The sequence below is a fragment of the Mycobacterium spongiae genome, from assembly GCF_018278905.1.
GTDB classification, from domain to species: Bacteria; Actinomycetota; Actinomycetes; order Mycobacteriales; family Mycobacteriaceae; genus Mycobacterium; species Mycobacterium spongiae.
On record NZ_CP046600.1, the window covers coordinates 2,876,377 to 2,890,953 of the forward strand.

Sequence of the window (14,577 nt, forward strand, 5' to 3'; positions counted from 1 at the left end):
GAACCGCGACACGTTACTCGTGCGCGGCGGGACGGGCGGTACCGGCTGCGCATCTTAGAGCCGCTGCGTGTCTTGCACTAGGGCCGTTCTGCCAAGGCGCCCCGTGGTGGGCGCACGCCTCGTTGCCGCCGATGGCAGGCGCATCGCTTGAGACCGCTGCATTCTGTGGTTATGTCTTCTCGGTAGGCATCCATCGCCCCCTCCGAGGCGTCTTTGCCCGGGTTGCATGGGATACCACGCAGCTGTTGTGAAAAAACAAATCATCGGATGCACGTTGTTAGAACATTCTCCCATGTCCCGGACACAACCCCCGCTCGATCGACGACTCGTGCCTGCCGCGCAATGTGACGAAACACTGAACATCCGCGTTGTCATAGTCGTAACATTTGCGGCAGCTCACGATTCAGATCGGCACCGCGCGTTGAGAACGGTGCATCACACTGGCTAGGAGTTCGGCCCATGGCGAATTTCGCGATGCTGCCACCGGAGATCAATTCATTGCTGATGTTCACGGGTGCGGGATCGGCACCCATGCTGGACGCGGCTACGGCCTGGGGCGGATTGGCGTCGGAGGTGGGGACCGCGGCGGCGTCGTTTTCATCGCTGACGTCGGGGTTGGCGGGTCAGGCGTGGCAGGGTGCGGCCTCGGCGGCGATGTTGGCCGCGGCCGCGCCCTATGCGAGGTTTCTGAATGCGGCCTCGGCCAACGCCGCGCAGGCGGCCGGGCAGGCGCGTGCGGCGGTGAGTGTGTTTGAGGCTGCGCGTGCGGCGACGATTGATCCGTTGGCGGTGGTGGCGAATCGGAACTCGTTGGTGCAGTTGGTGGTGTCGAACGTCTTTGGGCAGAACGCGCCGGCGATCGCCGCGGTTGAGGGCATTTATGAGGAGATGTGGGCGGCCGACGTGGCGGCCATGGCCGGGTATCACGCCGGGGCGTCGGCGGCGGTGGCTTCGCTTCCCGGGTTGGCTTTGCCGCCGGGTTTGCAGCAGTTCTTGGCGGGCCTGCCGAATCTGGGTAACGGGAATTTGGGTAACGCCAATATCGGCAACGGCAATATCGGGTTCGGCAACCTGGGGTTTGGCAACAGTGGTGAGTTCAACAGTGGGCTCACCCCGGGGTTGCCGGGTAACAACAACATTGGTGGGGGCAACAACGGCAACAGCAATGTGGGTGGCGGCAACATCGGTGATTTCAACTTCGGGTTCGGTAACCATGGTGTCGGTAATGTCGGGTTCGGCAACGCCGGCCCGGTGGATCTGTCCAGTGGGAGTCTGTTTGGTTTTTCGGTGGCGCCGGGCGATAACAACATGGGTATCGGTAACACCGGCAACAACAACGTCGGGTTGGGCAACCTCGGGGATGGCAACTTCGGTGGCGGTAACACCGGCAACGCCAACATCGGTGCCGGTAACACCGGCAACAACAACTTCGGGTTCGGCAACACCGGCAGCAACAACATCGGGATCGGGCTGTCCGGTGACAATCAGGTGGGGATCAACCTGGCCGGGTTGTTGAATTCGGGCAGCGGCAACATCGGTTTCGGCAACTCGGGCACCAACAACATCGGGTTCTTCAACTCTGGTGACGGCAATATCGGTGCCTTCAGCGCGGGTACGAATACGGTGTTCCCGGGTCAGATCAATAGTTTCGGGTTCGGCAACTCCGGTGTCGGCAATCTGGGCTTCGGCAACGCCGGTGCCGGCAACTTCGGGTTCGGGAACTCGGGGTTGTTGGATACCGGTTTCGGTAATGCGGGTTCGCTGAATACCGGCGGGTTCAATGGCAATAACGTCAACACCGGGTTTTTCAACTCCGGTGGGGCCAACACCGGGTTCGGTAACGGTGGTCATGTCAACACCGGGATCGGCAACGCGGGCAATGTGAACACCGGTTTCGGGTTCACCACCAGTGCCGGTGCGGTCGGTATTGGTGCCACCGCCAGTTCGGGGTTCTTCAACACCGGGGGCGGGATGTCGGGAGTGGGTAACTCCGGGGCGACCGCCCACAGTATCTCCGGGTTTTTCAACTCCGCCGCCGGTGCGTTGGATAACGGAGTGACCTCAGGCTTGTTCAACACCGGGGTGACCGCGGCGATCGGGGCCTTCCCCAGCGGTGCCCTCAGCGGGTTTAACACCGGCTTGTTCAACACCGGCACCGGCAACTCGGGCCTGTTCAGCCTCGGCCAACTCGTCATCCAATCCGGCACCGCCGCAGCCGCCGCCCACCTACCCGCCCTGCCCGCCCTGGCTTTGCCCCCGGGCCTGCAACAGGTCCTGGCCGACCTGCCGAATCTGGGTAACGGGAATTTGGGTAACGCCAATATCGGCAACGGCAATATCGGGTTCGGCAACCTGGGGTTCGGCAACAGTGGTGAGTTCAACAGTGGGCTCACCCCGGGGCTGCCGGGTAACAACAACATTGGTGGGGGCAACAACGGCAACAGCAATGTGGGTGGCGGCAACATCGGTGATTTCAACTTCGGGTTCGGTAACCATGGTGTCGGTAATGTCGGGTTCGGCAACGCCGGCCCGGTGGATCTGTCCAGTGGGAGTCTGTTTGGTTTTTCGGTGGCGCCGGGCGATAACAACATGGGTATCGGTAATACCGGCAACAACAACGTCGGGTTGGGCAACCTCGGGGATGGCAACTTCGGTGGCGGTAACACCGGCAACGCCAACATCGGTGCCGGCAACACCGGCAACAACAACTTCGGGTTCGGCAACACCGGCAGCAACAACATCGGGATCGGGCTGACCGGTGACAATCAGGTGGGGATCAACCTGGCCGGGTTGTTGAATTCGGGCAGCGGCAACATCGGTTTCGGCAACTCCGGCACCAACAACATCGGGTTCTTCAACTCTGGTGACGGCAATATCGGTGCCTTCAGCGCGGGGACGAATACGGTGTTCCCGGGCCAGATCAACAGTTTCGGGTTCGGCAACTCCGGTGTCGGCAATCTGGGCTTCGGCAACGCCGGTGCCGGCAACTTCGGGTTCGGGAACTCGGGGTTGTTGGATACCGGTTTCGGTAATGCGGGTTCGCTGAATACCGGCGGGTTCAATGGCAATAACGTCAACACCGGGTTTTTCAACTCCGGTGGGGCCAACACCGGGTTCGGTAACGGTGGTCATGTCAACACCGGGATCGGCAACGCGGGCAATGTGAACACCGGTTTCGGGTTCACCACCAGTGCCGGTGCGGTCGGTATTGGTGCCACGGCCAGTTCGGGGTTCTTCAACACCGGGGGCGGGATGTCGGGAGTGGGTAACTCCGGGGCGACCGCCCACAGTATCTCCGGGTTTTTCAACTCCGCCGCCGGTGCGTTGGATAACGGAGTGACCTCAGGCTTGTTCAACACCGGGGTGACCGCGGCGATCGGGGCCTTCCCCAGCGGTGAACTCAGCGGGTTTAACACCGGCTTGTTCAACACCGGCACCGGCAACTCGGGCCTGTTCAGCCTCGGCCAACTCATCATCCAATCCGGCACCGCCGCAGCCGCCGCCCACCTACCCGCCCTGCCCGCCCTGGCTTTGCCCCCGGGCCTGCAACAGGTCCTGGCCGACCTGCCGAATCTGGGTAACGGGAATTTGGGTAACGCCAATATCGGCAACGGCAATATCGGGTTCGGCAACCTGGGGTTCGGCAACAGCGGCGAGGACAGCAGTGTTCTCCTGCCTACGCAGCCGGGCAACAACAATGTTGGCGGCGGCAACAACGGCAACAACAACTTCGGCGCCGGCAACCACGGCGACTTCAACATCGGCTTCGGCAACAACGGTGTCGGCAACATCGGCTTCGGCAACGGTGGCCCGACCGACCTATCGAACCCGAACTTGTTCACCTTTACCACCACGCCGGGCGACAACAACATGGGTATCGGTAACACCGGCAACAACAACGTCGGGTTGGGCAACCTCGGGGATGGCAACTTCGGTGGCGGTAACACCGGCAACGCCAACATCGGTGCCGGCAACACCGGCAACAACAACTTCGGGTTCGGCAACACCGGCAGCAACAACATCGGGATCGGGCTCACCGGCGACAATCAGGTGGGGATCAACCTGGCCGGGTTGTTGAATTCGGGCAGCGGCAACATCGGTTTCGGCAACTCCGGCACCAACAACATCGGGTTCTTCAACTCTGGTGACGGCAACATCGGCGCCTTCAGCGCGGGCACCAACACCGTGTTCCCCGGCCAAATCAACAGCCTGGGCTTCGGGAACTCCGGCACCGGCAACTTCGGCTTCGGCAACTCCGGTGCCGGCAACTTCGGGTTCGGCAACGCAGGCCTGCTGGATACCGGTTTCGGCAACGCGGGCTCACTCAACACCGGCGGGTTCAATGGCAACAGTCTCAACACCGGGTTCTTCAACTCCGGTGAGACCAACACCGGGTTTGGTAACGGCGGCCATGTCAACACCGGCTTTGGGAATGCGGGCAATGTGAACACCGGCTTCGGTTTCGCCACCAACGCCGGCCAAGTCGGCCTCGTTGACCCGGACAACTCCGGGTTCTTCAACAGCGGTGGCGGAGTCTCGGGCTTTTTCAACACGCCCAGCGGCGGTGTTGTGGGTGGCAATATCTCCGGTTTTGGCAACACGGCCAGCGGGGGAGCCTTGAACTCCGGGGCTAGCTCGGGCTTTTTCAACACCGGTGTCACGGCCGCCATTGGCGCCTTCCCCAGCGGTGAGCTCAGCGGGTTTAACACCGGCTTTTTCAACACCGGCACCGGCAACTCGGGTCTGTTCAGCCTCGGCCAGCTCATCATCCAATCCGGGGCCGCCGCAGCTGCCGCCCACCTACCCGCCCTGAGCCTGCCGCCAGGCCTACAACAGATCCTGGCCGACCTGTCCAAGGCGGCCAGCGCATCGGCGTAGGCAACGCGTCAACTCATTGGCAACCAAGGTCGTGCGGGTCATCGTCGGCAACCTCCCTGCAGGTACCGCGCCGCGGTGCCCGAACCGACGCCACGACGTTGTCGCCGTCCTCGCCGTGACCCACCGGAAACGATCGGCCGTGCTCCGGGCCTTGGTCACACGCCGGCACCTGCTGATGGGCAGCCCAGGCTGGGCGAACGCTAGTAGTGGTCATCGTCGCGGTCCCTTCGTGCGTGGCAGTTCTATAACAAATACCCATGGGGGTATATTCCTGCAGGGGTCGGCCCGGGGCGACGGCAACCGGGATCGAACCCGCCGTGACGCCGCCCGTCCTAGTAGGGTTCGAGAGTGCCTGAATACGAACCGACGAAAGATTCGGTCGCCGCGCATCCCGTACCTGAGTGGTTTGAGAACTCCAAATTCGGCATCTTCATCCACTGGGGGTTGTACTCGGTGCCCGGCTGGGCGCCGCTTGAGGCAGATACCCAGGAGCTGATGGCGACGAAGGGCCCCGCGTATTGGCTCAAACACAACCCCTACGCCGAGTGGTACCAGAACACGATCCAGATCCCGGGCAGCCCGTCACAGGTCCATCATCGCGAAACTTACGGCCCCGATTTCACTTACGACGATTTCAAGCCGTTGTTCAATAAGGCGCTGAAACAGTTCGATCCGGACTCTTGGGCCGATTTCTTCAAGCAAGCGAACGCACGCTACGTCGTGCTCACCACCAAACACCACGACGGTTTCACGATGTGGCCCAGCCGTCATGCCAACCCGCACAAGGACTCCTGGCATGCCAGCCGCGACGTGGTCGGCGACCTCACGGCCGCTGTCCGCGACCGAGGCATCAAGATGGGCCTGTACTACTCGGGTGGATACGATTGGACGTTTAACCCCGTGGTGGTCAATGACCTTCCGGGACTTGCGAGCTCGCTCGTACAGACCGACGAGTACGCGCAATACGCCGACAATCACATCCGTGAGCTCATCAACCGCTACCAGCCATCGGTGCTCTGGAACGACATCGGCTACCCACCCCAGTCCAACCTCGCCGAGTTGTTTGCGCACTACTACAACCAGGTACCCGATGGGGTCATCAACGACCGCTGGGCACAACTCCAGCTGCCCAAGGTCCCCGGCGTCGAACCTCTGGTGATGGGCGGTCTAGGCCTGGCCAGCGCACTGTGGAAGTTCCTGCCCGACCGAGTGCGGGTCCTCGACTTCCCAACCGGCTTCCACTACGACTTCCGCACGCCCGAGTACGCGCAGTACGACGACACCAAACCGTACAAATGGGAATCGACCCGCGGCGTGGGCCACTCGTTCGGGAACAACCGTCAGGAAGGGCCCGACGAGATGCTATCCCTGACCGATCTGGCCCGCGGCTTCGCCGACCTGGTCAGCAAGAACGGCAATCTGTTGCTGGGCATTGGCCCGTATCCCGACGGCACCATCCCGGACCTGCAAGCAAAACTGCTCGCTGACTTCGGCGCATGGCTTGACGTAACCGGTGAGGCGTATTTCGATACCGGGCCCTGGACCGTCACGACGTCAATCGCGCCGACCGCCACCGACGGCACCGAGCTCCGCTTCACCCAGAATGCCGACGCCCTGTATGTGACGTTCCTGCGCGCACCGGGCGAGCGCCGGGTGGGGCTGCGCGGACTCGTGGGGACCTCAGATACGAAGGTTCAGTTGCTCGGTGGTGGCACCCTGGAACACGAGTGCACCGACGACCGGATCACCATCACATTTCCCGACGCGCTGGACGTCTGGCCGGCCTACGCCGTTAAGATCACGCCGAAACCCGAGCCCTCGACGTAACGCCCGGCAACAGGTCCCACCGCATGTCACGATACTGGGGTGACCGCCATACCCGATCCGCCTGACACCGAATCCGGTGCGACCGCCGCGCTCGCGGGGTACCCGGTCACCCCGCCGCCCCTGCGCTTGCCGGTGACCTTCGACCAGCGTTGGGCTGAAGTCAGTTTCGTCCATTGGCCGGTACGGCCCGAGAGCCTTGACGGGATGTTCCCGCCGGGGACACGCCCGGACATCTTCGCCGACGGGATGACCTATGTGGGGTTGGTCCCGTTTCGCATGAGCAAGACCAAACTGACCACCGCGGTACCGATCCCATACTTCGGAGCCTTCCTCGAGACCAACGTCCGGCTCTACTCGATTGACGAGGCGGGCCGTCATGGGGTCCTCTTCCGGTCACTGGAGACAGCTCGCATGGCAGTGGTGCCGCTCACGCGGCTAGTCCTCGGCATCCCGTACAGCTGGGCGAGGATGCGGATGACCAGCTCTGCCGAGCGCATTACGTATCACAGCGTGCGGCGCTGGCCCCGGCGTGGCCTGCGCAGCCAGCTGACAATCACCATCGGCGACCTGGTCGAGCCGACTCCGTTGGAGACCTGGCTTACCGCCCGCTGGGGCGCGCACACTCGCAAGGCTGGCCGGACGTGGTGGGTACCCAATGAGCATGAACCATGGCCGCTGCGTGCCGCGACGATCATCGACCTCGATGACGAGCTGATCGAGGCAAGCGGAGTGCGACCGGCTGGCGATCGCCTGCGCGCCCTGTTTTCACCCGGCGTGCGAACCCGTTTCGGACGCCCCTGTCTGGTTCGGTAAGAGATACTGGATCCGTCCGGAATCGACTCAGGGACAGGTGTATCCACCATCGATGACGATGTCTGAACCGGTCATGTAGCTGGAGGCCTCGCTCGCCAAATAAAGATAGAGACCGGTGAGTTCTTCGGGCCGGCCCATCCGCCCCATGGGTATCTTGGGCTCCCACAACCGGTGGTACTCGGCGAGCGGTTCGACGAGTTCGGTCAGGATATAGCCCGGACTGACACTATTGACCCGGATCCCGTGCGGCGCGAACTCTACCGCCATGGCCTTGGTCAAGTGGATCACCGCCGCCTTGGACGTACAGTAATGACCCACGTGTTGTGGCACGTTGATGATGTGCCCCGACATCGATGCGGTGTTGATAATGGCCCCGCCGTGGCCCTGTTTGACCATTGCCCTCGCCGCGGCTTGGGCAGTGAGGAACACCCCGGTCACGTTGGTCGCCTGGATCCGCTCGAACTCATCACGACTCATGTCCAGCAACGGGGTGACCGCGATGATGCCGGCATTGCACACCGCGATATCGATCCCACCCATGTCTGTGATCACCTGGTCGACCATCCGGGCCACCTGATCGGGTTGCGTGACATCGCAACATATGGGCAAGGCCGTACCGCCTGCGGCAACAATCTCGTCTACCGCCTCTGCCACAGCATCGGTGTGCCTCGCAGCAATGGCCACGCGCGCCCCGGCTTGGGCGTAGGCTAACGCCACCTTCTTGCCGATGCCGCTGGACGCGCCAGTTACCAGGGCTGTCTTACCGCGCAAATCGAACAGGTCCAACACAGTCATGCTTGATCCATTATGTCCCACTCGCCAGAGCCAAGGCCGGCGTCCAGGACGCGCCGGCGGATGGCCGGAAGATCGATCGTGTTGTCGGTCAGGCGCGCCCAGCTGTGCCAGCCGGCCAGAGCGGCCACGACGTCATGGAAGTTCACTCCTGGTCGGCTGATGGCCCTGGTCAACCCCTTGTCCGGTCTGGACTTTGCGATGACGGCGATCAGCTGGCCGGAGTCGACGAGGTCGGCATCCCGGCGGAATCGAAGTTGGTAGGGTCGTCCGTCGCTGTCGACGAAATCGAAGGCCAGCGCATAGTCGATGTCCACGATGCGCTCCTTTCGCCGACAGCCCGACGTGGGCAGGTGGGAACGACACGCTTTGGTGTCGTTCTTTTCTTGGGGGGGGGGTGGGGTTAGCGTGAAGCCGCCGCGTCCACCGCAGGACGCGGACCAAACCGTACTTGTCGTGAATGGAATATTAACAGACGGTTTATTAACCTAAGCGAATATTAATTGCTTGTGCGCGACGATCCGCGACCGCCGGTGCAGGCCCCCCTCCCGCCGGGGGGCACGCGGCCGCTATCCGGCCAGGCGCCGATTGCGTCGTCGCGACCGGACTGCGGCAAGCGCGCGGTCCCACGCGAGCAACGTCGCGGCCTTGAGGTTGGCTGGCTGGGCACTGTCTTTCGAAAGCAGCTTGGTCGCGGCGGCTTTCGTGGTAGCCGAGGCCTTGGACATATGCCCGGAGTCGAACGGCGGCTGCGGGTCATACTCGATCGCTAGTTGAATCGCTCGCGCACAGCCCTCGCCGCCGATCTCCCCGGCAAGTCGCAGTCCGAGGTCGAGGCCCGCGGAAACGCCCGCGCTGGTGATGATGTTGTCCTGGTGCACAATCCGCTCGTCGGCAACGGGAATCGCACCGAACGCCTTCAGTGCCGGAAGTGTCAGCCAATGCGACGTCGCACGCCGCCCCTGGAGCAGACCGGCCGCGGCCAGGATCACCGATCCCGAACACACCGACGTCGTCCAGCTGGCCACCTGGTGGGTCTGCTTCAACCACTCGAGAAGTTTCTCGTCGCGGGCATGGACCGGAGTCGACGGGCCACCCGGAACAAGAACCACGTCCGGCGACGGCGTTTCCGCCAGCGAGTGCGTCGCACCGATCACGAGCACACCGGAATCCGCGGTGATCGGTCCGGATTCGTGCCAGACAAACCGCACCTCGGCCTGCGGGAGATTGCGCAGCACCTCGTACGGGCCAATCATGTCCAGCGCGGTGAAACCCGGGTAGGCCACGAACGCGATTTGGGTCATCGCTGTCCTCCTTGCCAGTCGATACGCGAAGCCAGTTCCTAGGCGAAAGCCTTGCGGTATTGATCCGGTGGGATACCGACCCGCCGGATGAAGTTGCGGCGCATAGTTTCGGCGGTACCGAAGCCGCAACGGCCGGCTATGACCACGACGGTGTCGTTGGTCTCTTCCAACTGCCTGCGGGCGGCTTCGGTGCGGATGCGTTCGACGTACTGCCCGGGCGCCTCACCCACCTCGTCGGTGAACACCCGCGTAAAGTGGCGCGGGCTCATCGCAGCCCGCTGGGCCAGGTCATCGATGGTGTGCGAGCCACCCGGTTCAGCCTCGATCGCTTCCTGCACCATCCGGATGGGGGTCCGGCTGGCCCGTGGCATCCACACCGGTGCCGCGAACTGCGTCTGGCCGCCCGGGCGGCGCAAGTACAGCACGAGCCAGCGAGCGACCTTCTGCGCAACCTCGGTGCTGTGGTCACTCTCGACCAGCGTCAGCGCAAGATCGATGCCCGCCGTCACGCCCGCGGCCGTCCAGACCGTCTGGGAGCTGCGGATGAAGATTGGGTCGGGATCGACCTCGACAGTGGGGAATTCGCGGGCCAACCGGTTGGCAAAAGCCCAATGTGTCGTGACCCGGTGACCATCGAGGAGCCCAGCCTCGGCCGCCAGAAAGGCACCGGTGCAGACGGTGACGACGCGACGGGCATTCCGGGCGACGGCCCTGATCCAGTCGATCAGCTGGGCGTTGGAACGGGCTGCGTTGACCCCACCGCCGCCCGGCACCAACACCGTGTCCACCGGCTGATCCGGATCCGGCAACGGCGTGGTCATCAAAGCCAGGCCGGTTCCGGTGGTCACCGGTTGGTGGTCGACTGAAGCCAGCGCGACCTCGTATGCGCCGCCGGTCAGTCGCGACGCGACGGCGAATACCTCAAATGGCCCCACCACGTCGAGCGCTTGGACGCCGGGGAAGCCTGCGATAACCACTCTTCGAACCATGGCCTCAAGTGTTGGTGAGACGACCGCGTGTCGTCTATGACATGTACCCCACATATTAGGACATGGACCGTGGGGTTGTCGCTCCCCACAGCAAGTCCTGCAGCACCGAAGCCGACACACGCCGGCGAGGGATTAGGGGCTAATACATCCGGCGGGGACGATGTGGTTTACCGTGATTCTGACGGTTTTTAACACCGCGCCGCTGAGTAGGTGATGGATCCACTGAGTAGGCGATGGATCCCCTGGGTAGGTGGTGAACGTAGTGGAGGAGTCGACGACCGACCGCCCGGCGGCGGGTTTCGGTGCGGGTTCCCAGTTTGGGCACTACCAGCTGCTGCGCTTGCTCGGAACCGGCGGGTACGGCGAAGTGTATGAGGCCGAAGACACGCGCATGCACCGCACGGTCGCGCTGAAGCTGATCGCGGCTCCCTACGCAGGAAACCCAGTGTTTCGGGAGCGGTTGTATCGGGAGGCACGCACCGCGGGGCGGTTGAATGAGCCGCATGTTGTGCCCATCCACCAGTGCGGGGAGATAGACGGGCAGCTCTACATCGACATGCGCCTCATCGAAGGCACGGATCTACTGAACGAGCTCAAGCGGCATGGGCACCTGAACCCGGCACGAGCCGTAGCGATCGTGCGCCAGGTCGCGGCGGCGCTGGATGCGGCCCACGACGGTCAGGTGACCCACCGCGATGTCAAACCAGCCAACATCTTGCTGACCGGCGACGACTTCGCTTGCCTGGTCGACTTCGGCCTGGCCAACGCCGCCGCCGACGCGAAGCTGACCAGCACCGGGATCACCATCGGGACGTTCGCCTACATGGCGCCCGAGCGGCTGCGAAATGCCGATGTCGGCCCCGGCGCCGACGTGTATGCGCTGGCCTGCGTGCTGTACGAATGCCTGACCGGATCCCAGCCCTACACCGACAGCGACTTGCCCGCGCTGATCACCTCGCATTTGACCGCTCCCATCCCACGCCCCACCCAGCAACGGCCAGAGATCCCCGCCGGGTTTGACGACGTGATCGCCCGCGGGATGGCGAAGAACCCGCTGGATCGCTATCCGAGCGCCGGAGCGCTGGCCGACGCGGCCCAACGCGTGCTGACCACAGCGGACCAAGTCGCGGCCGACACGGTGGTCGCGGTAACCCCGGCGCCCGGCCCGCCCCCCGATCTCTCCGAAACCGTAGCGATCCGGACTCAGCGCTATCGGACCACCACACCCGCCGGCATCGAGCCGCCTGCTCCCAAGGTGCCCTTCCTGCGCAGGCACCGTCGGGTGGCAATCGCGCTGGCTTCAGTCGCTGCGCTGGTGCTCGTCGCCGCCCTGACGACCGTCGTGGTCGGGCGCCAGTCACGGCAGCAACCAGAGTCGGGTGCCGACGAGGCCCGGCCGCCGCAAGTCGAGTTGCCGTTCGGCGAACTCACCATTCCCGACGGTATAGCTGTCGACAAGGCCGGCAACGTCTATGTCACCGACGATGGCACAAACCGCGTGCTCAGACTGGCGGCGCGGGCGAACGCGCCGACCGAACTGCCGTTCACCGGCGTGACCGATCCCGACGGCCTGACGGTGGACGACAACGACAACGTCTACCTCGCTGACGGCGGCCTCGACGGTTCACCCAAAGTGCTCAAACTATTGGCCGGGTCGAACACCCAGGTCAAGGTGCCGCTAACCGGTCTGACCAATCCGTGGGATGTCGCGGTGGACACCAAGGACAACGTCTACGTCAGTGACGGCGTCAATCGGGTACTCATGCTGGAGGCGGGGTCCAACAACCAGGTCAAGGTGCCGTTCACCGGGCTGAACGGTCCCTATGGAGTGACAGTGGACAACATCGGCAGCGTGTACGTCACCGACGGCGGCAACGACCGAGTGCTCAAACTCGCGGCGGGGTCCAACAACCAAGTCGAGCTGCCGTTCACCGACCTTGACGTGCCCAAGGGCGTAGCGGTGGACACCAACGGCAACGTCTACATCACCGACAGCCGCAACAACCGGGTGCTCAAACTGCCGGTGGGCTCCAGCACCCAGATCGAGCTGCCGTTTACCGGCTTGAACGGCCCAGAAGCGGTGGCAGTGGACACCAACGGCAACGTCTATGTTGCCGACATCGACAACCACCGGGTGCTCAAACTACCGGCGGATTAAACCAAGCCGCACCAGGACAACACGGGCTCGCGTGGGTGGCCCCGGCCAGAAGCCGGCTCAACGGCCTTGGCAGACTGTGCGCATGGCACAAATAACCTTGCGCGGAAATGCAATCAACACCGTGGGCGAGCTGCCGGCCGTCGGGTCTCCCGCTCCCAGCTTTTCCTTGACCGGTAGCGATTTGGGAGTGGTCAGCAATGAACAGTTCCGCGGTAAGGCGCTCGTGCTGAACATCTTTCCGTCTATCGACACACCGGTGTGCGCGACGAGCGTGCGCTCCTTCGACACCCGAGCTGCGGCAACCGGTGCAACAGTGCTGTGCGTGTCCAAGGACCTCCCGTTCGCCCAGCAGCGATTCTGCGGTGCCGAGGGCATCGAGAATGTCGTCTCGGCCTCGGCGTTTCGGGACAGCTTCGGTGAGGACTACGGGGTCATCATCACCGACGGTCCGATGGCTGGGCTTCTGGCCCGTGCCATCGTGGTCGTCGGCGCCGACGGCAACGTGGCATACACCGAACTGGTTCCCGAAATCGCCCAAGAGCCCAATTACGACGCCGCGCTGGCCGCTCTGGGCGCCTAGAGCTACCTCTCGCTAGCCCAGATCGGGGACGCTGGCAAGGCGCACGTACGCCGAGGCCGCCTCCGCCCGGTTGGTCGCGTGCAGCTTCCGCAGCACCCTCTTGACATGCGACTTCACCGTGCCAGCCGAGATCACCAGCTCGTCGGCGATCTGTTGATTGGTGCGACCGGCTGCCATCAGCCTCAGCACCTCGACCTCGCGCCGCGTCAGCATCGCCATCACCCGCGTCTGCACCTCGGCCAACGACCGCGCGGCAGGACTACGTTCGACCGGCTCGATCTTGCGCAGATCCAGATCGGCGTCCTGAAGGGCGCGAGCGGCGTCGTCCGCGGAAGCCAGCGCGCGCCGGACTTCCACGTGTTGGCGGCGCATTCGTTCGAGGAGAACCGTGCGCTCGTAGGCATATCCGAAGCCTTCGGCGAACGCCCACACCGTGTCCCGGTCGATCTCGTCAACCGTGCGACCCGAATAGAGCCGGTCGGCATGCAGGAATCCGATCACCTTGCCGGTCGGCATCACCGGGGCGGCCACATAGGACCGCGTCAGCGAGAAGTCGACGATCGGCCGGTTGACTCGCGGATCGTTGCGGGCGTCGCGCACGATCGCGGGCGTACGACGCCGGATCATCTGCGCTTCGATCAGCATGTGATCCAACAACGGGGCCACCGACTGGGCGAAAGCGACCATCTTCTCCGCACCCTCGCGATCGTCGCCAAAATAGGCTGATTCCATCACCATCCGGCCTTCGTGCACACGAAAGAGGACGGCGCGATCGAATCCGCACGACTCGACCAGTTCTCGCGGCGCTCGGTCGACAATCATCGCGACGTCGTCGACGGCGCGCAGCTTGCTCAAGGCTTCCTGCACATGCAGCAGCGCCAGGGTCCGGCGCGCCGCACCGTCTTCGATCAATTCCCGCTCGAGCGCGGACAAGTCCTGCAGCGATTCGAGCGCGTCGAGTGCGTGGGCGTCGCCGAGCGCCTGCAAAGCGTCATGCACGACGCTGGCTCTGGTATCGATGGCCTCGGCCACGACCGCCAAGGGGTCGTCGGTGGGATCGACTCCGCAGTCACCGAATGCTTCCCGGTAGCGGCGCGCGGCGGCGCTCTCCCGGGCCGCTCGCGATGCCCAGCCGGGATGGTTACCGTCGGCCAGCGTGCCCAGCGGGGTGGGATCGGGCGTATCGCGGGCAACCGTCACGACCTTTACTGTCCTCTGCGCCGCCGGGCGATGTGG

Annotated in this window: 11 protein-coding genes; 5 read left to right on the forward strand and 6 right to left on the reverse strand. The window is 63.8% G+C overall.

The window, feature by feature from the left end; genetic code table 11:
* Positions 1-459: 459 nt before the first annotated feature.
* A complete protein-coding gene (locus tag F6B93_RS11740; protein WP_211695256.1) occupies positions 460-4,878 on the forward strand; it encodes a PPE family protein in 4,419 nt (1,472 codons plus the stop codon).
* A 13-nt stretch (positions 4,879-4,891) separates the two neighbouring features.
* Here F6B93_RS11740 and F6B93_RS11745 read toward each other — a convergent pair whose 3' ends face one another.
* The gene (locus tag F6B93_RS11745) at positions 4,892-5,092 is read right to left on the reverse strand and encodes a hypothetical protein (RefSeq protein ID WP_211695257.1); all 201 of its coding nucleotides are present in this window, start codon (positions 5,090-5,092) and stop codon (positions 4,892-4,894) included.
* Between the two features lie 134 nt (positions 5,093-5,226).
* Here F6B93_RS11745 and F6B93_RS11750 point away from each other — a divergent pair, with 134 nt between their 5' ends.
* Together F6B93_RS11750 and F6B93_RS11755 are read left to right on the forward strand one after the other, a co-directional pair.
* Positions 5,227-6,705: an alpha-L-fucosidase gene (locus F6B93_RS11750; protein ID WP_211695258.1), complete on the forward strand. Its 1,479-nt coding sequence runs from the start codon at positions 5,227-5,229 to the stop codon at positions 6,703-6,705.
* Between the two features lie 39 nt (positions 6,706-6,744).
* Positions 6,745-7,518, forward strand: a complete 774-nt coding sequence (locus F6B93_RS11755) for a YqjF family protein (protein WP_211695259.1) — start codon at positions 6,745-6,747, stop codon at positions 7,516-7,518.
* Between the two features lie 27 nt (positions 7,519-7,545).
* Here F6B93_RS11755 and F6B93_RS11760 read toward each other — a convergent pair whose 3' ends face one another.
* The 4 genes from F6B93_RS11760 to F6B93_RS11775 all read right to left on the reverse strand — a co-directional run bounded on the left by F6B93_RS11760 (position 7,546) and on the right by F6B93_RS11775 (position 10,603).
* On the reverse strand, positions 7,546-8,313 hold the full coding sequence (locus F6B93_RS11760; RefSeq protein WP_211695260.1) for an SDR family oxidoreductase: 768 nt from the start codon (positions 8,311-8,313) through the stop codon (positions 7,546-7,548).
* Positions 8,310-8,627 (reverse strand): hypothetical protein, encoded by a 318-nt coding sequence (locus F6B93_RS11765; RefSeq protein WP_211695261.1) that lies wholly within the window; start codon positions 8,625-8,627, stop codon positions 8,310-8,312. The genes F6B93_RS11760 and F6B93_RS11765 overlap by 4 nt, the downstream gene beginning before the upstream one ends.
* A gap of 252 nt (positions 8,628-8,879) precedes the next feature.
* Positions 8,880-9,614 carry a DJ-1/PfpI family protein gene (locus tag F6B93_RS11770; protein WP_211695262.1) on the reverse strand — a complete coding sequence of 245 codons (735 nt, stop codon included), beginning with the start codon at positions 9,612-9,614 and terminating at the stop codon, positions 8,880-8,882.
* A 38-nt stretch (positions 9,615-9,652) separates the two neighbouring features.
* Entirely contained in the window at positions 9,653-10,603 is a 951-nt protein-coding gene (locus tag F6B93_RS11775; protein WP_211695263.1) for a GlxA family transcriptional regulator, read from the reverse strand.
* A gap of 250 nt (positions 10,604-10,853) precedes the next feature.
* On the opposite strand from F6B93_RS11775, the gene F6B93_RS11780 reads away from it, so the two are divergent.
* Both F6B93_RS11780 and tpx read left to right on the forward strand, forming a co-directional pair.
* A complete protein-coding gene (locus tag F6B93_RS11780; RefSeq protein WP_281426082.1) occupies positions 10,854-12,761 on the forward strand; it encodes a serine/threonine-protein kinase PknD in 1,908 nt (635 codons plus the stop codon).
* An 82-nt stretch (positions 12,762-12,843) separates the two neighbouring features.
* Complete coding sequence (gene tpx / locus F6B93_RS11785; RefSeq protein ID WP_211695264.1) at positions 12,844-13,341, forward strand: thiol peroxidase; 498 nt, start codon at positions 12,844-12,846, stop codon at positions 13,339-13,341.
* Between the two features lie 12 nt (positions 13,342-13,353).
* Here tpx and F6B93_RS11790 read toward each other — a convergent pair whose 3' ends face one another.
* The gene (locus tag F6B93_RS11790; protein WP_211695265.1) at positions 13,354-14,541 is read right to left on the reverse strand and encodes a LuxR C-terminal-related transcriptional regulator; all 1,188 of its coding nucleotides are present in this window, start codon (positions 14,539-14,541) and stop codon (positions 13,354-13,356) included.
* Between the last annotated feature and the right edge of the window lie 36 nt (positions 14,542-14,577).